The 20,796-nt window shown below is 68.1% G+C and carries 17 protein-coding genes; 9 read left to right on the forward strand and 8 right to left on the reverse strand.

Annotated elements, in window-relative coordinates:
* The first annotated feature begins 50 nt into the window (after positions 1-50).
* The 3 genes from ACTIL2_RS03180 to ACTIL2_RS03190 are packed head-to-tail and all read left to right on the forward strand — an operon-like array spanning position 51 to position 1,906.
* Positions 51-695: a LysE family transporter gene (locus tag ACTIL2_RS03180; protein WP_442336005.1), complete on the forward strand. Its 645-nt coding sequence runs from the start codon at positions 51-53 to the stop codon at positions 693-695.
* Between the two features lie 45 nt (positions 696-740).
* Positions 741-1,085 carry an RNA-binding S4 domain-containing protein gene (locus ACTIL2_RS03185; protein ID WP_442336006.1) on the forward strand — a complete coding sequence of 115 codons (345 nt, stop codon included), beginning with the start codon at positions 741-743 and terminating at the stop codon, positions 1,083-1,085.
* Positions 1,085-1,906: a VOC family protein gene (locus tag ACTIL2_RS03190; protein WP_442336007.1), complete on the forward strand. Its 822-nt coding sequence runs from the start codon at positions 1,085-1,087 to the stop codon at positions 1,904-1,906. Before ACTIL2_RS03185 ends, ACTIL2_RS03190 begins: the two co-directional genes overlap by 1 nt.
* Positions 1,907-2,142: 236 nt before the next feature.
* On the opposite strand, the gene ACTIL2_RS03195 is transcribed toward ACTIL2_RS03190, so the two are convergent.
* The 8 genes from ACTIL2_RS03195 to ACTIL2_RS03230 form a co-directional block, all read right to left on the reverse strand.
* Entirely contained in the window at positions 2,143-3,837 is a 1,695-nt protein-coding gene (locus tag ACTIL2_RS03195; RefSeq protein WP_442336008.1) for a glycoside hydrolase family 25 protein, read from the reverse strand.
* A gap of 174 nt (positions 3,838-4,011) precedes the next feature.
* Positions 4,012-4,422, reverse strand: coding sequence for a hypothetical protein (locus ACTIL2_RS03200; RefSeq protein ID WP_442336009.1), 411 nt, complete (start codon positions 4,420-4,422; stop codon positions 4,012-4,014).
* 76 nt (positions 4,423-4,498) lie between these two features.
* On the reverse strand, positions 4,499-5,551 hold the full coding sequence (locus tag ACTIL2_RS03205) for a PrsW family intramembrane metalloprotease (RefSeq protein ID WP_442336010.1): 1,053 nt from the start codon (positions 5,549-5,551) through the stop codon (positions 4,499-4,501).
* Complete coding sequence (locus ACTIL2_RS03210; RefSeq protein WP_442336011.1) at positions 5,538-6,287, reverse strand: hypothetical protein; 750 nt, start codon at positions 6,285-6,287, stop codon at positions 5,538-5,540. The genes ACTIL2_RS03205 and ACTIL2_RS03210 overlap by 14 nt, the downstream gene beginning before the upstream one ends.
* A 24-nt stretch (positions 6,288-6,311) precedes the next feature.
* On the reverse strand, positions 6,312-8,399 hold the full coding sequence (locus ACTIL2_RS03215; protein ID WP_442336012.1) for a M13 family metallopeptidase: 2,088 nt from the start codon (positions 8,397-8,399) through the stop codon (positions 6,312-6,314).
* Between the two features lie 115 nt (positions 8,400-8,514).
* Positions 8,515-11,970, reverse strand: a complete 3,456-nt coding sequence (locus tag ACTIL2_RS03220) for an arabinosyltransferase domain-containing protein (RefSeq protein ID WP_442336013.1) — start codon at positions 11,968-11,970, stop codon at positions 8,515-8,517.
* Positions 11,971-12,046: 76 nt separating this feature from the next.
* The gene (locus tag ACTIL2_RS03225; RefSeq protein ID WP_442336014.1) at positions 12,047-14,110 is read right to left on the reverse strand and encodes a galactan 5-O-arabinofuranosyltransferase; all 2,064 of its coding nucleotides are present in this window, start codon (positions 14,108-14,110) and stop codon (positions 12,047-12,049) included.
* 190 nt (positions 14,111-14,300) lie between these two features.
* Positions 14,301-15,707, reverse strand: coding sequence for an NYN domain-containing protein (locus tag ACTIL2_RS03230; protein ID WP_442336015.1), 1,407 nt, complete (start codon positions 15,705-15,707; stop codon positions 14,301-14,303).
* A gap of 217 nt (positions 15,708-15,924) precedes the next feature.
* On the opposite strand from ACTIL2_RS03230, the gene ACTIL2_RS03235 reads away from it, so the two are divergent.
* The 6 genes from ACTIL2_RS03235 to ACTIL2_RS03260 form a co-directional block, all read left to right on the forward strand.
* Positions 15,925-16,299: a GntR family transcriptional regulator gene (locus ACTIL2_RS03235; RefSeq protein ID WP_442336016.1), complete on the forward strand. Its 375-nt coding sequence runs from the start codon at positions 15,925-15,927 to the stop codon at positions 16,297-16,299.
* On the forward strand, positions 16,296-17,216 hold the full coding sequence (locus tag ACTIL2_RS03240; protein ID WP_442336017.1) for an ATP-binding cassette domain-containing protein: 921 nt from the start codon (positions 16,296-16,298) through the stop codon (positions 17,214-17,216). Before ACTIL2_RS03235 ends, ACTIL2_RS03240 begins: the two co-directional genes overlap by 4 nt.
* Positions 17,213-18,382 (forward strand): hypothetical protein, encoded by a 1,170-nt coding sequence (locus ACTIL2_RS03245; RefSeq protein ID WP_442336018.1) that lies wholly within the window; start codon positions 17,213-17,215, stop codon positions 18,380-18,382. Before ACTIL2_RS03240 ends, ACTIL2_RS03245 begins: the two co-directional genes overlap by 4 nt.
* 12 nt (positions 18,383-18,394) lie before the next feature.
* Entirely contained in the window at positions 18,395-19,555 is a 1,161-nt protein-coding gene (locus ACTIL2_RS03250) for a hypothetical protein (protein ID WP_442336019.1), read from the forward strand.
* Between the two features lie 12 nt (positions 19,556-19,567).
* Positions 19,568-20,497, forward strand: a complete 930-nt coding sequence (locus ACTIL2_RS03255) for an ATP-binding cassette domain-containing protein (protein ID WP_442336020.1) — start codon at positions 19,568-19,570, stop codon at positions 20,495-20,497.
* A partial coding sequence (locus ACTIL2_RS03260) for a hypothetical protein (protein WP_442336021.1) occupies positions 20,494-20,796 on the forward strand: 303 nt, incomplete at its 3' end. The genes ACTIL2_RS03255 and ACTIL2_RS03260, both read left to right, overlap by 4 nt.

The following is a 20,796-nucleotide window of genomic DNA, read 5'->3' on the forward strand; positions in this document are numbered from 1 at the left end:
CCTGGATGCCGTGATGGCCGCGCCCGACCCCCCGGGTAGATTGATCACCCATGACCGGCGCAGCACTCCTCAGCATCCTCCTCGCGTGGCTGCTGGCGATCGCGTCGCCGGGGCCCGACCTGGTGCAGATCCTGCGTCTGGGGGCGGTCCGGCGAAACGGCGTGGCGTGTGCCCTGGGGATCATGAGCGGCAACACCCTGTGGATCGTCGCCTCGATGCTGGGGCTGTCCGCTCTGGTGGACGCCTTCCCGGGGCTGCTGACCGCTCTGTTCCTGGTCGGCGGGGCATTCCTGGTGTGGATGGGGCAGGGGGCGCTGCGTTCCGGGCTCACGGAACGGCGCTCGGCACGGACGGTCGCGACGGCCCCCACCGCCACGTCCCGCACGACCACGGCACAGGCCTGGCGGCTGGGACTTGTCACCAACCTCGCCAACCCGAAGGCCCTGGTGTTCTTCGGCGCGGTGTTCGCCGGATTCGTCCCGCCGGACACCAGCTGGGCGATGCGTGGGACCGTCCTGGTGATCCTGCTGGTCACCGGGATCGCCTGGTTCGTGGCTGTGGCGGTGATGGTGTCGGTTCCGGCGCTGTCCCGGAGACTCCAGAAAGCCGGCCCCTGGATCGACATCATTGCAGGTGGGGTGTTTATTCTGCTGGGCGCCGTGCTCCTGGTCGAAGGTGTGCTGCAGGCAATGTGACCATTGGACTTTCCTGGCAGGAGTCTTGGTCGTAGGATGGTCCGCATGCCTGAGCGAGAAGAGCAGAAGGTACCGGTGCAGGACGTCCCCGTACGCGGCGACGATATCCGGCTGGGCCAGTTCATCAAGCTGGCGAACCTTGTGGAGTCCGGTGGAGTGGCCAAGGAGGTCATTGCCGCCGGTTCCGTGACCGTCAATGGCGAGACCGACACCCGGCGGGGACGTCACCTCCACGCCGGGGACGAGGTCTCCGTCCATGACACAGACGGCCGTGTGACAGCGGCCGCACGGTTCGCCCAGGACGGTGCCACCGGTACCGACGAAGACGACTACTTCGATGAAGCAACTGCCGACGATGACTTTGATCCCGAAAAGTGGAGGAACCTCTGATGCCCGCTCTCTTGGCGGAACCAGGAATGCCGATCTGGATCGACCTGGCCACCACTGACCTGGATAAGGCCCAGTCGTTCTACACGGAACTCCTCGGATGGGAGTTCGACGCCCCCTGCGGCGACGGCTACGTCGTGGCGAAGAAGGAGGGTATGCCCGTCGCCGGCCTCGGTGAGGTCCCGGACGACAAGTCCTCCCTGTGGGGGCTGCTGCTGTACGCCCCCGACATCGACCACGTCCACGACGAGGCCGTGAAGGCCGGTGCGACGAGCGTCCTGTCCCCGCGGGACGTGGGACGCCGTGGCCGGATGGCGGTGATCGTCGATCCCTCGGGCGCGACCATCGGGTTGAAGCAGCCCGCCGGCGACGAGCCGTTCTTCGCGGCCGGCGAGCCCGGGACCCCCGTGTGGCATGAACTGCTGGTCGGCGAGGAGTTCGACGCGACGCTGAAGTTCTACCACGACCTGGCCGGCTGGGACATCCGCCAGCACAGTGACACCGACAAGTTCCGCTACGCCACCGGCGAGTACGACGGCGCACCGTTGTGCGGCATGTGGGACACCAGTGAGCTGGACGAGAATCCCTCGATGTGGACGCTGTACCTGGGGTGCGCCAACGTGGACGCGGCCGCGAAGAAGGTCAAGAAGTTCGGCGGCAAGCTGGTGCGCGCGCCGTGGAATTCCGAGCTGGGACGTCTGTGCACACTGGTTGACCCCACGGGTGCGCTGGTGAACCTCTGCGAGATCGCGGAGCCGACGCCGGAGTCGCTGGAGGACATCCACGAGCCGGACATCCTGGCCCCGGACGCACCGCAGCCCTAGGCACCCCGACGTGGCGCTGCCCCGGGGCAGGCCTGCCGGAGTGGATCGGGGGTGTGGTGGCGATTCCAACCGGCAGGAACGCACCGGTGTGGCCATTTCTTCTTAAGCTGACGTGCCGAAAACGGTGCGCTCCTGCCGGTCGAGTCCCCCGGCAATCCCCTCCTCCACGCAGACACGCACCCGCGGGTACGGCTCTGCAGTGGTGACGTCCGGACACGGACTGGAGCCCATGGCTCCTACAGCTGGGCGACCAGCATCGGGGCAGCCCCCACCGGGTCGATCCCGGCCTCCTCCAGGGCCACCAGGGCCCCGGCCGGGTCCGTGGCGAAGCGCGACGCGGTTTCGCGGTCCACGCCGAGGCGCTCGGCAGCGGCAACGGTCGCCTCCGGATCCTCGGCCAGACGTGCGGCGGACTCCGGGTCGACCCCGGCGCCCTCGAGCTCCGTGCGGATCGCCTCCGGGTCGGGTGCGTTGCCGGGGGTTCCCTCCGCGGCATAATCCGTGTCGGTGCGTGCGTCCGCGTCCGGTTCGGCCGGGGAGTCGGCGCCTTCGGGGGACTCAGCGTCCTCCACCGGGGCATCGTCGCCCCTGACCTGTGCCAGCAGTGCGTCCACGTCCAGCGAACCGTCGGCGATCTGGCTGGCGTGGTCGGACGCGCCGAACGCGGTCAGCAGACGCAGGATGCTGTCGAGGGTGACCCCGTCCCCGGTTCCACCGATGACACCGGCGAGCTGGTCGATGTCGAAGCCGGCGTTGGGGTCGTTGGCCTTCTCCTCGGACAGGGATCCGACGAGCCCGCCGATCTGGCCGGCGATGTCCCCGCCGTCGGAGCCGAGACCCAGCGCGCCGAGGACCAGTGCGGCGACGGCGGCGACCGGGAGGGTCTCGCCGGCGTCACGTGCCTCGATGCCGGAGGATGCCACAGCGGATCCCAGGCCCTCGCCCAGTCCGGAGTCGATGGCGGAGTTCAGCACGACCTCGGGGCCGACCGTGCCGGCCACGAGGCCGAGCAGGTTGACCAGCAGGTCCGTGCTCAGCGGGTGGTCGAGTCCGGGCTCGCCGCCGGCGGCGTCCGCGTGTTCGGCGTCGTTGGCGTCGCCGGCCTGGCCGACGGCAGCGTCGGTGATGGGACGCAGGGCATCGACGATGTTGCCCGCCGCCGAGCCCTCGGACGGACGTCCGGCCAGCTCCTGGAGCTGGGCGTCCGTGCCGTAGTAGGTGTTCAGGTCCACATCGGCGTAGATGCCGTCGACCTGCCCGGCATCGGAGTACTGCCAGAAGGTGACCTCATCCCAGCCGCCGGGGATCTCGGACGGCAGGGCGGGGTTGTAGTACGCGAGCCACAGCGGGTACTCGGAGAACTCCGTGGTGTTCGCCATGTCGTTGATCCAGAAGTCGTGGTACGTGTAGATGATCGGGTCCTGGCCGGTGAGGACCTTGATCTCGTCGATCCAGTCGCGGACCCAGTTCTGCAGGTCCTCCGGGGCGAGTCCGCCGCTCTCCTCCAGGTCGAGGGTGGGCGGCAGGGACGGCTGGACACCGGTGGCCAGGGTCGCGGCGTAGTGCCGGGCTTCGGCGCGGGGGTCGGATTCACCGGGCTTGGCGTAGTGGTAGCTGCCCGGGGTGACTCCGGCGGCGGAGGCCTTGGCGGAGTCGGAGGAGAAGTAGGGGTTGACGTAGCCGGTGCCTTCGCTGGCCTTGATGAATGCGAAGCTCTGGCCGGAGGCGGCGACGGTCTGCCAGTCGATCGCCGAACCACCGGGGTGCTGGTGGCTGGCGACGTCGACTCCGTCGAGCGCCCAGGTGGGGACGGGCAGGACATCCGTGGCGACCAGCGCGGCGACCGTCGCGGCTGAACCGAAGAGGGTTACTGCTGTGAGTCGGGCGGGGGTGGTGGTGCGCGCATGGCGGCGCCATGGTAGTGAGAACATGAGCCACACCATACACACAAATCACACGAGTCACATCTGCAACACGCGCGCGGCGCGCCGCTTTCTGCCGGAGTGTGCTGTGGTTTCCGTCACTTCCCCTGAACGCGGTAAACCCCGGACGGTGGTGTTGATCCACCGTCCGGGGTTCGTCCCGCGCTACTGGCGGGGGTCAGGTCAGAGGTTGGCGGCGAGGGCGTTCGCGGCCCACACCGGGGAGATCCCGGCCGCCTGGGCGGCGCCCAGGGCCTGCTCGGGGTTGTTGGCGACCCAGATGGCGGTGTCGCGCGGGACGCCGAGGCGCTCACCGGCGGCGATGGTGGCCTCCGGGTCGGCGAGCAGCTGGGCGACAACGTCCGGGCTGACGCCGGCGGCGGTGGCCACACCGGCCACGCGGGCCGGATCCTGGATGACGGACTTCGTGGAGGCGGCCTCCGCGGAGACGGCGGACGGGGCAGCGGACGCGGCGGGCACGGCCACGGCGGTCACGGCGCCGGCGGCCAGGGCGACCGCGGCGGCACGGGTGGCGAATCGGCGGGAACGGGTCTGGTTGTTCGGGGTACGGGTGGCGGTGGAGAGAGTAGACATGGCTGCGATGATAGCTATGTCTGTCGGGATCACAACCCGAGGGGAGGATTCGAGGGCGCCCCGGGGCCCGCGGAGCTCACCACTGCGGGTGATGCCCCGGCGGGAGCGGGCCCGGGGACCAGCCCGGCCCCTGCCCCGGCAACTGGCCCGGGAACGGTTGCCGGGGAACCGCAGGAATCCGCTGGTAGACCGTTACCGCAGGGTACAGGCCCGCGGCAGCCAGGCCGCGCGCCTCCCGCGTGCTGAGGACGATGGCGGTGACCAGCAGTGCTGTCCCGCAGGCCCAGGAGATTCCCATGGTCACGAGCTGGGAGGGCACCGTCGACATCTGCAGGTTCCATCCGAAGTGCACGAAAAAGCCCGCGAGTCCGCCGGAAAGCACCCAGGCCAGTCGTCGCAGGCGGGTCAGTCCCCCGCCGAACACCGCCATGCCGATGCCGTAGCCGACCAGTCCCGTGCACACCGCATGCAGCAGTGGACCGGCGACGATCCGCAGCAGCCACATCTCGGACGTCCCGGCCAGGTCGGACGACGCATGGAGCGGTGCCAACGACAGGGCGTAGCCCATGTTCTCGAAGGCCTCGAAGCCGATGCCGATGAGCACACCGGCGACCAGCCCGTGCCACGGACGGTTCCACCAGGCGCGTCCCAGGTGGAGCAGCAGCCACACACCCAGACCCTTGGCCAGCTCCTCCGGGTAGGCGCCCCCCAGGGACAGGGCGATCTCGGGAACGTCCCAGCTGTAGCTCACCTCGATCAGGTGTGCCGAGACGGTGAATGCGCCGATCAGGAAGGCGCCGGTCATCCCCCAGAGGATCGCGGCCGCCGCCAGGAGCCAGGGCGTCCCCCGGTAGATCAGCAGTCGGGACAGCAGGAACCAGGTCACGGCGAGGAACACGACCATGTACCCCACGGCGACGCCGAGCGGCCCGGCACCGGGGAAGATGCCGAAGCCCGCCGACACGACCGCGGCCACCAGCTGGCCGAGGACGGTGAGTGCCGCGAACGACCATCCGAACACGTCCCAGGTGGGACGCAGCGCCGGGCGCAGGTGCTTCGGGAAGGAGAGGTGGAAGGCGCGGGGGACGTCGACGACGCGCCACCCGTCCCGGGACTCAGACGGTGGCACGGATCCCCCTCATCAGCGAGTTCGCGGCCGAGGCTGCGGACAGCTCGGTGCCGCCGGTCACCGACACGGTGTACAGGACGCTCACGCCCCCGGCGTCGGAGTTCAGGAAGGACGCCGCCGCCGAGTACACCGGATCGGACGCCCCCCAGCTGAACGGGGTCAGCGGGGACGCACGGAAGTCATCGACCTCCACGGCGAGCCCCGGGGACAGGTGCTCCCCGGCGTCCCGTTCGTGGAAGGGGACGCCGGACGTGTCGCTGGACATGATCATGCGCAGGCCGCGCTGCGACGCCAGCTCGATGTCGCCGGCACCGTCACCGACGTCGAGCATGCCGACGATGTCGAGATCCACCATCCCGTGTTCGGTGGAGCACTCGGCGGTGATCGTGCCGGGGAGCAAAGCGGTGTCCAGCGGGGCGCAACGTCCCTCCAACGCGCCGAGGTCCAGGGGCCAGTTCTCCCAGGTGAGCAGGGAATCGAACGCGGCGTCCGCCAGGCGGTACGAGCTTCCGCCGCCCGGCGAACCCGTCGCACCGGCGTCGTCCTTCACCGGCACCGCGAGTGGGAGCACCATGATCACCAGGGCGACGCCGACGAGGATGAACCAGCGGGCCGTCCGGTGGCCGCCGACGGCGGCGGGACGGTAGTGGCCGGACGGGTCGGCGTCCGGCAGCGGAGCACCGGTAGGACGCTGCGGCTGCTCCCCGGGCCAGTCCGGTCTTCCGGCTATCGGCATTGGATCCCCCTCACGGGAGGGAGCCTACCAGATGGTCACACGCTGATTTTCGTCGATCCACATGCCGTTCGACGGGGTCACGTCGAAGGCGCGGTAGAACTCGGCGATGTTCGAGGCGACCACGTTGCAGCGGTACTCGCCGGGGGAGTGCGGGTCGATCGCCACGTACTGCGCGGCCATCTGCGGGCGGATCGCGGTCTGCCATACATTGGACCAGCGCAGGAAGAAGCGCTGCAGGACGGTGTACTCACCCTCCATGCCCTCCACCGGGGCGAGCGGCGCGGACCCGAAGGTCTCGCCCTTGTCCGCGAGGTACTTCTCCAGCGCGACAACGGCGATGCCGAGACCACCGAGGTCACCGATGTTCTCGCCGAGGGTGAATGCACCGTTGACCTTGTGGTCGGTCTCGCCGCGCTGGGCCAGTCCTGTCGGAACCAGCCCGTCGTACTGGGCGACGAGCTTGTCGGTGAGCTCGGTGAACGCCGCGCGGTCCTCCTCGGTCCACCAGGAGTTGAGGTTGCCGTCGCCGTCGTACTTCGAGCCCTGGTCGTCGAAACCGTGGCCGATCTCGTGCCCGATGACCGCGCCGATGGCGCCGAAGTTGCCGGCCATGTCCGACTCCGGGTCGAAGAACGGCGGACGCAGGATCGCCGCCGGGAAGGTGATGTCGTTGCGGACCGGATTGTAGAAGGCGTTGACCGTCTGCGGGGTCGCGAACCAGTACTCGCCGTCGCTCGGCTTGCCCAGTTTGGACACCTCGAACTCGTGGTTGAAGTCGGAGGCCCTGCGGTAGTTGTCGAGCAGGTCGGCGCCGTCCGGGCTGAAGCTCAGCTCGTCGAAGGAGCGCCACTTGTCCGGGTAGCCGATGCGGGCCTTGAACGTGGCGAGTTTCTCCAGCGCCCTCTCCCGGGTCGCCGGGGTCATCCACGCCAGGTCACTGATCCGCTCCCGGTAGGCCGCCAGCAGGTAGTCGACGAGGTCAAGCATCTTCTGCTTGTACTCCGGCGGGAAGTGCTCGGCGACGAACTCCCTGCCGACCTCCTCGCCGATGGTCCCCTCGACCAGACCCACGGCCCGCTTCCACCGGTCGCGCTGCTCTGTGGCTCCGGACAGGGTGCGGCCGTAGAAGTCGAAGTTCGCCTCGGAGATTGCCCGGGGCAGTTTCCCCGCCCGGGCGGTGAGCACGCTCCAGTAGGCCCAAAGCTTCCAGTCGTCGAGGTCGTGGGCGTTCCCTCCCTCCGCGCCGGGAACTAGCGTCCCGACATGCTCCAGGTAGGACGGTTGGCTGACGATCACGGTCGGTGCATTCTCCCCGGTGATGCCCACCCCTTCCAGCCAGGAGGTGAAGGGAAAGGACGTCGGCAGGTCGGACAACGCGGTCGGATTGTAGGTCCTGTCGGCGTCACGGGAGCTCACCGTGTCCCAGTGGCCCTTGGCGAGGTCGGTCTCGAAATCCACGAGGGCTCCGGCGGCGTCCTCCGCGCTCTGGTCCGCGAAACGCCCCGGCAGCGGCTGCCCGTCGGCGGCGAGGCCCAGCAGGGTGGCGACGAATCCGCGGTACGCGTCGAGGACCGGGGCGTGCTGCTCCTCGCGGTAGTAGGCCTCGTCCGGCAGCCCGAGGCCGGTCTGGGTGAGGTAGGCGACCTCATTGCCCGCGGTGCCGGTGTCGCCCTTGCCGCCCCCGGCGTCCTTCTCGGTCCAGAAGCCGATCACGCCACCGACACCGTGCCGGTCGAGCTGCGCCAGGGCATCCACCAGTTCACCGAGGTCGGTGGCATCCCGGACGGGGTCAAGGTCGGCGTCCAGCACGGAGAGCCCGGCCTGCTCGATGCCGTTCCCCCCGTCCTCGTCCATGAAGGAGGTGAACAGGGCTCCGATGCGGGTGGACGGGTCGGCGGATTCGACGATGGCCCTGACGTCCAGTTCGGCACGGTCGCGCAGCGCGTGGAAGGTGCCGTCCACCGGGCGGTCGGCCGGGATCTCGTGGGTGGACAGCCAGTCACCGTTGACGTGGCGGTAGAGGTCGTCCGCGGCGGAGGGGTTGCCCGTGCCGGACGTCGCCTCCGTGATGTTGTCGGGGATCTCGGGGGTCTGGGGAACAGTCGAAGTCATGCGCCCCACTGTAGGCGTGGAATCAGCACTGCGGCATCGCGGCATCCAGAGGTGGTTCCGGTGTACGGAAACCAGCCCTGGACGCCGCGATGCCAGCGCTACCGGTCGCGACCGGTTAGCTCAGCCGCATCGGTCCCGGCGACCACAGTCCGGAGCGGTCCTGCTCCTCGACCTCGACCTCCACCGGCTCCGGCTCATCACCGGTCGACGAGGTGAACTGGGTCAGCTCGGTGACCACACCCCAGTCCCGCTGCCAGTCGTCCTCCAGGTAGGTGGGCATCTCGGTGCCGTGGGTGGCCATCTGGGTCATGCCACCGACGCCGCCGCCGTAGTAGTCCATCACCGGGGCGTGGCTCTTCTTCGCGTCATGGTCCGGCGAGAGCTGGTACTCCGGAACCTCGGCGACGCCCGCGTAGTGGTCGAAGGGTCGCTGACAGGGGAACTGCAGCGGCACGGACCAGTCCTGCAGCGTCGGTGAATCACCGATGACGTCGCCCAACTGCTCCATCGTGGGTACACGCGGCGGCGTGAAGGTCAGCCACTGGTCCGGCGTCACGTTGAAGTCGGCCGCCCGGATGCGGACCACGTCGGCGTCCTCGGGAATGTCGTCCATCGGGAAGCGCAGGTTGCGCCACTGCGGTGCGGTGCCGATGTCCAGCGGCTCCATCTCCCCCATGAACTCAACGCCATCCTGCGCGGACTCGTCGGAACGCCCGTACTCCAGCACCAGGTCCTGGCCGTACTGCCGCACACCGTTCATGTCGAGGTGGGATACCTCGCCGGCCGCGGAGACGACCAGCAACGGGGTGTCGTCCGAACGCTCCGGCATGCTGTACCAGCTGGTCGTGGTTTCGGCGGGCAGCTGCAGTCCGTCGGTGTACGAGCCGACCACCGGGATCTGGTGGCGGTCGATGCCGAAGGGCAGCTGGGCGTAGGAGCCGTTGATGCCCTCCTGGCCACTGAGGCCGCCGCCGGGGCCGATGTCGGTGACGTCGTTCTCGTCCTCCTCGTCGGTGGAGCCGAAGGCGCCGGTGTCCACGGCGGAGGTCTGCGGGGACGCACCGCTGTCGGAGTCGGAGCCCTCCTCGATACGGTTCGGGATGTTGTTCTCGGCGAAGCCGCGGGACCCCTCGGTCGTCAGCGAATCGGCGAACTCGGTGTCACCGGCGGGCTGCAGGAAGGAGTCGTTGGTGTTGCCCTCGATCAGCGCGGCACCGCCGAGCCCGCAGGTGTCGCCGGCCAGGGAGGTCAGATTGCCCTTGCCCACGGTGTAGGCGGGCCACTGGCCGACCACGGCCTTGCCCAGCGACGCCAGGTTGAACACCACCACGATCGAGGTCAGCACCGCGATCGGCGCGGAAGCGATGCCGGCGAAGCGCTTGGCCTGGGCGGCCTCCCTGGCATCGACGTTCTTGAGCTCGTCGGTGGTGCTGGCGTTGGCTTCCCGGATGTCGTTGAGGAAGCCGATGACCACGCCGAACAGCATCACTGCCAACGCCAGGATCATGGTCACCGAGGACATCTCCACACCGGCGATCTGCACCGGCTTGTCCCACCAGGGGACGCCGAAGCTGGAGATGTACCACCAGCCGTTCGTCCCGGCGAGGGTGAACGCGAACAGCAGCAGACAGCCGCCGATGAACACGATGCGGTTTCGTGCCGAGCGCATCGCCATGGTGGACGCCGCGACCGCTGCAAGGGCAGCGAGCCCCGCGGCGATGCCGGCGTAGACCCCGAAGTGGTGGGTCCACTTGGTGGGGGTGAAGGTCATGAAGAACATCGTGCCGATGACGACCATGGTCAGGCGCAGTGCCGGTCCGTGGGCGGTGCCGGGGACGCGGCGGTTGCGCAGCATCGAGCCGATGACCACCGCCAGGCACAGCAGCATCATGAGGACGCAGAACCGGCGAGGGAAGGAGCCGTCCACCGTCTGCTTCAGCAGCTCGGTGTAGCGGGTCGGTTCCTCGTACCAGGACAGTGACGGGCCCACGGGGCCGCGGACCCCGATGGACTCCAGGACGGTGCTGAAGGTCTGGTCGCCGAAGACGGCGATCAGCACGGCCGTGCCGGCGGCCAGGAAGGGGGCTATCTGCGCGGTGACCGCGCCGAAGACCCGCTTCTTCGGTTCGCCGCGTCCGGCGCCCAGCAGTGGCAGGCGGCGGATCACGATGCGGATCAGCCCGGACAGGGCCACCAGGATCGCCGCGACGGCCATCAGGCCGGTCGGCCCGGCGGCCAGGGAGAAGGCGGCGACGATAATGCCGATCGCGGCGGGAAGCAGGCGTCCGGTGGCGATCGCACGTTCCATGCAGACCCAGGTGAACAGGGCGCCCAGGGCGATGACCGGCTCGGGGCGCAGCCCGTTGTTGTAGGTCATGGCGAAGGCCAGGAACACCGCGGCCGCCGTCCAGTGCGCGACCTTGCGTTGGGAGATCTTCGCCCCCAGGCGTGGGAGTACCTCGCGCGAGAGCAGCATCCACGTCAGGAAGCTGGCGATCAGCACCGGCAGGCGTATCCAGACGGATGCGGTGGAGACGTGCGTCATCAACGCCAGGAGGTCGTAGTAGGGCGCGCCGAAGGGTGACTCTGCGACACCGAACCACCGGTAGTAGTTGGACATGTAGTCGGACTCGGTGGACGATCTGGCCATGGTGAGCAGGTAGCCGTCGTCGGCGGTGTTGCCGCCGATGAAGTACCACACCGCCAGGACGCCGCCGACGATGCCGTCCAGCCAGCGAGGACGCCACCAGCCCGCCGGGAAGAAGCGGTGGCGCTTACGTGTCCGGTTGTCCAGGACGTCCATGCGGTGCAGCGCCCACAGGGAGATCACGGTGAAGATCACGCCCAGCACCATTGCCGCGATCTTGGCGACCGACGGGCTCGAGGTGAACCGGGAATCGACGGTCACATCGACCTGCAGTCCGGCGTCGATGGCGGTCTGCGCATTCTGCGGGGTGTTCGACATCTCGGTGAAGATGCCGGTGAGCATGGGACGGATGTCGTCGCCGAAGCCGCCCTCCAACGCGTTGCCGTCGGAGTCGGTGGCGTCCGGGATCCAGGCGCGCGTCTCCTCGAAATCGGAGGTGATGTGCAGCTGCGCATCGTCCGGCAGGTCGTTCAGCGTCTCGGTGTCGACCGAGAGGGCCACCGAGTTGCGGACGATCACGTCCAACCCGTCCGGGGTGGAACGCACGAACATGCCGCGCAGGGTGGCGTCCTCCGCGTCCTCCGGGACGGTGGAGAGGACCGTCGTCTCCTGGCCGTTGAGGTCGTCGATCTCGCCGACGGGCAGGGTGATGTCCAGGTCCTGCGGGTGGTAGGCCATCAACGGGGCGGAGACGCTGTTCAGTTCGCCGTTCTGCGGCCAGGAGAAACTCGCCTGGTCCTGCTTGACCGGCAGGAACGGGATCGCCAGGAACAGGATCAGGGCGGCGAGGCCGGAGACGATGGCGAGGCGCTTGATCCGGTCGACGCCGGTACGGGAGGTGTCGGTTCCGCCGGGGTCGGAGGGGGGAGCCGACGATTCTCCACGGGAGGCGTCTTCGGGGGCATCCTGTTCGACTCGTGACATAGGAGCACATGTTACGGCAGTGACCTTGTGCGGCCTAAGCGAATGGCGGAAAGCTGGTCACGACTTCAGTGGACGCCTACCTCTCCCGGACGGCGACGACGAACGGCCCCGCCTGCTCCAGGTGCCAGCCCTCGGAGAACGCCGAGGCGTGGAAGGAGAGCGTGGTGAAGCGCACATTCGGGTCGTTGGGGTAGATGTCCTCGGACAGGCGGAAACTGAACTCCCCCGTGCCGTCTGCGTCCTCTGTCGCGTCCGAGGCCTGGCCGCGCATGACCACCGCGTCCGGCCCGGTCCACCCGTTCTCCTCGGCGGTGCTGTCCATCGCGGCGGTGAGTTCACCCGGGTCAGTGATCTCGGTCCACTCCTCGATCTCGGCGTTGCGGTCCTCGAACCGGCCCAGCGGGTTCGCGTAGTGCGCGGTCATCGCCTGGTAGGAGTGGTACGGGTAGTACGCCATGAAGCTCTTCTCGTCGGTGAGCACCACCGTGCCGGCCCGGTCGCCGGCCGCGTCCCCGAGTCCGAGCTGCGTCCTGATCGACGCGTCCACGTCCCCGAAGTAGACGGTGGAGTCCGACGGGAACTGGTCACCGCGCTGCGCCTCGCCGTCGGAGTCGGTGTAGGCCAGGTCGATCTGCGGACGCAGGTGCAGCGGCACATCCACCACGTAGGAGCCCGCGGCGAAGGTCAGTGCGATGGCCAGCACGGCGGTCACCTTCGGCTCCGCCTTCGGCCCCACGAACTGCGGGTAGGCCTTCGGTATGCCGGTGTGTCGCAGATCGTTCAGCGCCATCACGCCCCCGGTGACCAGGATCAACGCGATCGGCAGCTCCATACGGAAGCCCAGCAGGGTGGTCCCGGCCAGCGGGGTGACCATCGACAGCAGCACCCAGGCGTAGCAGACCGCCACCCCGGCGAGCAGCGCGCGGACCTGGCTGCGCTTCCACCGCAGGACCATCCACACCAGGCAGATCACCCCGAGGATGCCGACCAGGTTCACGTCGAAGAACGGGGTGGGGATCTCCGTGCCGGACTGCGGCAGGTAGTGCTGTGCGCGTCCGGTCGCCCCGTGCTCGGAGGTCAGCATCGCCAGCAGGTAGGGGGCCCAGCCGACCGCGGCGATGACCAGGGAGCCCAGCCCCACAGCGACGAGACGGAGTACCGGCCCGAGCTTCCTGGTGCGCCACGCCACGACCAGGGCGATGACAACCACCGCCAGCGCTGACACGCCGGTGTACAGGGTGTACAGGTTCGCCGACAATCCGAGGTAGACGGCCACGCCGACCATGGCCGGACGCGATCCACGGACGGCCCTCCCGGCCAGGACCAGGGCGGCGGGCATGCCGAAGGCGACGACCGCGGCGTAGGGCTCCTCGGGAGCCGTGTGCAGGACGACGGCGGTGGTGACCACGGCGATCACGGTGCCCAGCGGCAGTGAACCGGTCAGCCGGCGCCACACCGGGACCAGCATTGAGCCGGTCGCGGCGAGGGTGACCAGCGCCCACGGCTGGAACGCCGCCCAGCCCGCGAGGCCGACGACATTGGCGAAGATACCGCCGGAGAGGAACCAGAGACGAGGGTAGAAGCTCGGCTCGTCCAGGTACGCCATGTCGTCGAACCCGGGGCTGTCTGTCATCCGGGTGAAGAACTGCGTGCGGAACGCCTGGTCAACACTGATGCCGTCGAGGTAGAGGCGGGTGGCCGCCAGCGGGATCGCCAGGGCGGCGATGACCAGGCCCGCCGGTGCGAGCCAGCACAGGACGGTCGCCCCGATCCGTTTCCAGCGCGCCCAGTCCCGGTACGGGGTGCGGGCGTGCAGGACGCCGTAGAGCAGCAGCGCCAGGACCACCAGCACCACGACCCCTGTGGCGCTGGCCAGTGCCTTCGTCACATTGGACGAGGAGTACGCGGGCAGGTTCGTCCTGGACAGGACGAACCATGCCGCCAGTGTGACCAGGGCAGCCAGCCCCCCGGCGCCGATGAGCTGCCCGGCCAGGGACAGGATGCCGTGCCCGGTGCGGTCCGGGTGCGAGGCGGCGTCGTTGCCCGGGGCGTCCGGCGCGGTGTCCGTGATGTCCTGTGCGGTGTCCTGCGGGGAGCTGTCCTCGGCGTGCCCCGGCGAGGCTGCGGCGGAATCGGTCATGGGGGCATCATCTCACAGGTACCGGGAGACCCGGGACCAACGGCGCGGGACCTCTGCGGGCACGTGGTGCCGGACGTGCCCTCACATGCTGTCGGGCGCCCTCATGAACTGTCGGGTGAATGTCGTTAATTGTGCAGTATGGGAGGGCGGTCGACCGGTTGGAAGGGCGCTCAGCGCTGTATGTCGTCGCTCACTGCTTCATGACGATGCCGCGCACCCCGGAGTGGAACCCGTCGCGCAGGTCCACCCGCTGGTGCTCGGTGAGCGTGTACTCGTGGAGGGTCTCACAGGCGAACTGCAGCAGCGGACGGTCGATCTCCGGCGGCAGGCCGCCACCGCTGAGGACATGCGCACTGCGCTGCTGTTCATCGGTCGCGGCGTGCTGGTACCACCAGATGGCGTACTGCTCGCCGATGTCGAACGGGGTCTGCTGTCCGCCGGACTGCCAGATTTCGGTGGGCAGGGGGACGTAGCGGCTGCGCAGGCGGCGTCGGGACGCCATCATCGCCGGGGTTGGACGGGACGGGACCGGGCGGGACGGCTGTGCCGGTTTCGGCGCCGCCAGATCGGCGGGGGACGGTGTGGACGAGCGCCCGGAGGTGTCCTCCCCGGTCCCGGAGGTGTCCGCGGACGCATCGTCCGGCCCGTCGGTGGGCGCGGTTTCGACCGGGACGGTGGACTCGACCGGTTGGATGTCCTCGCAGGTCTCGTCGCCGATGGTGGCGGGGGCCGGCGGTTCCGTCGGGACGGTGGCCACCGGAGGGACGGCCGGGGGCTCCGGGGTATTCTCCGCCGCCCCCGGGTTCTCCGTGGACCCGGTGGCCCCGGAGCCGTTGTTGTCCCCGATGCCGGCGGACTCTGCGGGCTCCGCGGACTCCGTGGATCCCTCGGACTCCGTCGATTCCGTGCTCCTGCGCCGTCGGACGTCGGGCACTGCGCTGGTACCGGAGAGGTCCTCGACGGGCTCGGCGTCCCCGATGGGCTTGTGCTGCGGCGTCCCGGATCCCCCGGCACTCCCGGAGCCGGTCGTTCCGCCGGTCTTCAGCGGCCCTTCGAGGACCTCGAGCCGCATGCAGTCGGCGAAGTCCTCGCGCGGGTCGAGGATGGTGGTGGTGTCGCAGGCGTAGCGCAGGTTGGCGGACATGGAGTCCCAGCCGAAGCCGTAGAGGTGCACACGGATCCCACGGGACACGGCTTCGTCCACCCCGGGCAGCATGTCCGCGTCGCCGGAGACCAGGACAATGTCGGTGACCTCGTGGTTCGCCGCGCTGAGCACCATGTCGGCGACGAGGCGGGTGTCGACGGCCTTCTGGGTGCGCCGGTCGCCCCATTCAATGAGTTGCCCGGCACGCAGTTGCACTCCGGGGCAGGATCTCAGGGCGCGTTGGTAGCGGTGGGGGCCGGAGTCGGGGATGCCGTCGTACCAGTTCTGCCGGTGGACGGGCTGTCCGAGCTGGTTGACGGTCCGGGTGCCTAAGACATTGACGACCTCGGGGAGGTCTATCTCCAGTTGGGATCTGGCGCCGGTCGCCCAGGCGTTGTAGAAGCTGGCCAGCAGGTAGGAGGTGTCGACGTAGATGAGGGTTCGTTCGAGCATGGTCGTTGGTCCTTGTGTGTTAAGTCAGTGTGTTTCGTGTTGTCCTATACCCCCAGTGTGCACGAGTTATGGGTGCTGTTGGGAGGGACGCTGGTCAGTGGGGCGGGTGTGACCTGTTGCGTGCCCGGTATCCCTGTGCGATGGTTAGTTACACAAGTAACTAACCAAGCAACCACCCCTGAACTCTCCAGCACACCGACGAGGAGGTGACCCCCACGTGGACGAGACGACCGCACCACTGTTCCGGCAGATCGCCGAGCTCGTCGAGGATTCCGTCGTTGACGGTTCCCTGCCCGAGGGGGAGCGTGCCCCGTCCACGAACGAACTGGCCGCCTTCCACGGCATCAATCCCGCGACCGCACGTAAGGGCCTGACCCTGCTGGCGGAGCGCGGCGTCCTGAGCAAGCGGCGCGGACTCGGCATGTACGTCGAGGACGGCGCGCGTGAGCTCATCCTGGCGAGGCGCCGCGAGGCCTTCGCCGCGGATTTCCTGGCGCCGTTGGTGGATGAGTCGATCAAGCTCGACATGCCGCGCGAGGAACTCCACCGGCTGCTGGACCAGGTCGCCGAAAGCCGAGGTCTGTACTCATGAACACCACCACCACGACCACCACACACATCACCGTCACCGACGTCGAACTGCGCTACCCGGGGGCGGGACGCGGTGGCCGCGCCCTCCCGCCGGTCGTCGGGCCGCTCTCCGTCGATGTCACCGACGGGGTCGTGGGCCTGGTCGGACGCAACGGCGCCGGCAAGACCACCCTGCTGGGACTGCTCGCCGGGCAGCTCCGTCCGTCCGCGGGGCGGGTCGTGAGTTGCGGCCGCGACGCCTTCGATGATGCCGTCGTCCTGGAGAACACCAGCTTCACCGGCGTGGACATCGACTACGTACCGGCGTGGACGGTACAGGGGATCCTGCAGTTGTCGTCCCAGCGGCACCCGAACTGGGACTGGGACGAGGCGGAGCGGCTGCGCGAAGGGTTCGGCCTGGCGGAACTCTCTCGTTACGGCGGTCTGTCGCGTGGGCAGCGCACGGCGGTGGGGATCATCATCGGCCTGGCGTCGCACACGCCGGTCACACTGCTGGATGAACCCTATGTGGGCCTGGACGCGCAGGCCCGCCGGCTGTTCTACCGGGCGCTGATGGAGTCGGTGGAGGCCGATCCCCGTCTGGTGGTCGTCTCCACGCACCATCTGCCCGACCTGGAACGGATCGTGGACCGGGTGCTGGTGATGGACCGGGGGCAGCTGACGCACGACATCGCCGCCGAGGACCTGGAGGGACGCTTCTTCCGGGTGACGGGGTCATCCTCGCGGGTGGATACGGTGGTGTCGGCCCTGAGTGACTCCTCCACTGGCCGGTTGCTGTCGCGGGACGACCTGGCCGGCGCGTCCCGCGCGGTCGTTGACCTGGGCAGCGGCACCGATTCAGTGTTCGCCGACGTGGTCACAGAGCCGCTCGGGTTGGAGGACGCGGTGGTGCAGCTGACCGGGGGTGGACCGTCATGACACCGACCACGACTGTGATGCGCTTTCCGTGGCAGCGGCTGCAGGCGGACCGGCCGTTGTCGACGACCTTCGTCATGCTGCTGCTCGCGTTGCCGCTCGCGCTTCTCACCCAAAGCATGATGGTCCAGTTCGATAATGACTGGGCACCCTTGCCCTCGATGGTGGGAGGCCTCCTGTGCCCCGCGCTGGCAGTCCTGCTGGTGGTGGTGAATCCGGTTCGCTACCGGGGGCACGGCCTGTCGATGCGGGGCTGGCTCATCGACCACGCGATTGTCGTGGCGATTGTGGCGGTGATCCACCTGATCTGGCCGGTGTGGCTGCTTATCCGTCCCACCGACAACGTGGACCCCGAATCCTGGTGGGTGCCGGTGATGCCGATGCTCGGTCTCGCTCTGGCCGTGCTGGCCAGCCTGTGGCGCTACCGGTACATCCTGGCGGGGCGCGTCACGGGAACGGACAGAACATTCACGGGGACGCCCTGGTACATGCGGCTGTTCCGGACCCGCCGGGGTCCCGTGGCGTGGCGGGTCGCCTACCAGCCCCTGGGCTTGGTCGCGCTGCTGGGGTTCCTGGTCTCCCTGCTCTGGCAGTGGACCAGTTCCGAGGTGGACCGAGCCATGGGCATCATGTTGTTCGCCGGTCTGGTCAGTGCGCCTGTCGTGGCCGTCAGCCGGGAGACGTCAATTGCGGTCGGGATGCCGCGTCGGCGGTGGCTGCTGCATGCATTGGCCGCGATCGCGATACCCCTGTCGGTGTTGGGCGTGGGGACCGTCCTCGTCCTGTCTGCGCCCGACCTTCCGGGTGAACTGCAGCAGATGGTCAACTCCGTCCCGGAAGATCCTTACCCAGCAACGCACCTCGCACTGTTCGCGCTGGGTACCGTCTTGATCGCGGTGGCGTCCGCAGCCTTGAGCCTGGGTGTGTCGTACGAAGCCTGGGGTCCCGCAGTCATGTGGTTCATCGTCTTCTGGGTGATTCTGTCCATGGCGAACAACCTGTACTTCAGCGGGGCAGATGCACTGGCACCATCCTTCATCTCGCTCGGCCTCATCCTTCTGATCACGGGTGCCCTGGTTTTCTACGCCCGGACGAAGTCTCTCGTCGGCAGTCCCACATGGATCATGACCAGCATTATCGACAGCGCCCGCCGTACGGCCGCGAACTGAAAGGAGACCACGATGCGTTTCACGTGGAACCGGCTGCAGGCCGACCGCCCGTTGAGTTCCATTGCCGTCATGTTGGTTCTGTCCCTTGCGCTGGCATTGTTTACCTATTCCTCGATGGTCGGTCTTCAGCGGGGCTGGCAGAACTGGTCCTCAGTTGCTGGTGGACTCATTTTCCCTGCGTTTGCGGCGCTACTGGTCATCGCGACTCCGGCGCGCTATCGGGTGTATGGCTTGACGATGGGCCATTGGTTGATCGACCACGGTGTTCTTGTGGTGATGGTCTTAGCCATGCACCTGACGTGGCCTATCGTTGCCAGTTCGGGTTCGCCAGCAGATTCAGGTGGGCTACCCGGGTGGGCGCTGTTCCTGCCGGTGGTCGGGATCGGGCTGACCGTCACCGCCATCCTCTGGCACTACCGCCACATACTGGCCGGTCGAACGACGGGTACGAGCGGTGCATCGACCGGAACGCCCTGGTACTACCGCTTCTTCCTGGCCCGCCGCGGTCCCCTGGTCTGGCGCGTTATCCACCAGCCATTGGGGCTGGTTGCGGCGACCGGGGCGGCAGTCCTGCTTGCCTCACGGGCATTCGGGGTCCTGGACGAAGGAAGCCCGGTTGTTTTCGGCATCGTGATGACGCCTGCCATCGCCGTCGCCCCTGTCGCAGCCGCGAGCAGGGAGACCGCGAAGGCCCTCGGGATCAGCAAGTGGGCCTGGTTCCGCCATGCTCTGGTGGCTATCACTGGTCCCCTGGCGGTCGCGGGGGTTGTCGCCATGGCGCTGTTGGGATTCTTCGGTGGCCGGTTCCCGCTGCGGTACGGCGGTCTCGTTGACGGGGATCCGCTGGCGTCAATGTCTACCACCCACGTACTTCTCTACCTGTGCAGTGTGCTTGCGACGGCTGTCGTCGCAGCAGCACTGAGTATCGCCATCTCCTACGAGGACTGGGTAACGGCGTTCATCTGGCTGTGGGTCACCAGTTGGATCCTTGTCGGCGTCACCTTCGTGGCATTCGGCACGGGCTCGGCATGGCTGGCCGTCCTGGGCCTCGGCGCCAACCTCCTGATCGCGTGGGGTCTCGTGGCCCACGCCCGAACGAAGACACTCATCGGCCAACCCGAATGGACCATGACCAGCATTATCGGCGGCCCGCGACGTCGTGCCGCGAACTGAAAGGACTCTCCAGTGAACACCACAACCAACACCCCTCTTGTCCGCGCCGAGAATCTCAGCCGTTCCTTCGCCACCCGGCACGTCCTGAACAACCTCACCTTCGACCTGCCGCACGAGAGCCTCATCGGTCTGATCGGCCGCAACGGCGTGGGGAAGACCACGCTGATGGGCATCCTCGCCGGCCAGCTCCGGGCCACTGGCGGCGAGATCACGGTCGGCGGTGACCTGCCGTTCGACAACGGGGACGCGATGGACCGGGTGTGTTTCACCGGGACGGACGTCCTCTACCCACCACAGTGGCCGACATCCACGGTGCTGTCCGTCGCGTCGTCCCGCTACCCGTACTGGGACCACGAACTTGCCGACCACCTCACCCACACCTTCGGTCTGAATCCCCATACGTCGATGTCGTCCCTGTCGACGGGTCACCGGTCGCTGGTCAGCATCATCGTCGGACTCGCATCGCGGGCGCCGCTGACCCTGTTGGACGAGCCGTACTCCGGGTTGGACGTCCAGAACCGGCGGCTGTTCTACCAGGTCCTCGCTGAACTCCAGGACGTAGATCCGCGCTGCATCGTCCTGTCCACCCACCAGCTGGCCGATGCCGGTCGCCTCGTCGACCGGTTGCTGATCCTCGGGTCGGACGGAACGCTTGCGCATGACCTCGGCAGCGAGGAGTTCCTGGACCGGGTCGTTCGGCTGACAGGCAGCACTTCTCTTATGCGCGAGGTGCTCGCCCAGCTTGAGGACGACTCGTCGATGCTGGTCACCGAGGTGCGTCACGTGGCGGGTACCACGTCGGCGGATGTCGACCTCCAGGCACGCAGCATCGACGATGTGACGGGATGGCAGGGCGTCAACGTGGAACCGCTCGGGGTGGAGGATTCGGTGATCGCGTTGACCGGGGCGGGAGCTGATCGGGAGGGAGGTTGGACATCATGAGTACCGTTCAGTTTCGTACCCGGCTGCAGATGTACCCGCGGTGGGAGATGCTGGGCCTTCTGCTGGTGTTTCCTGCAGCTGTGCTGGTCTTTTTCACGGGTGAGGCATGGACAGTTGGGGTGTTCTGTGCGCTGGGCATGATACTGGTCATTCCCGACATCAACCGCTACCGGGCATTCGGGGTGCCGTTGAGCGCCTGGATCCTGGACACCGCCATCGCGGTGCACGTCATTGCGCTAGCTTTCCGGTTGCGTCCTCTAGCGTGGTGTATCTGTAACTGCCGGTGGCCACCCCTGTCC

This window comes from Corynebacterium sp. (assembly GCF_052107835.1).
Taxonomy (GTDB): domain Bacteria; phylum Actinomycetota; class Actinomycetes; order Mycobacteriales; family Mycobacteriaceae; genus Corynebacterium.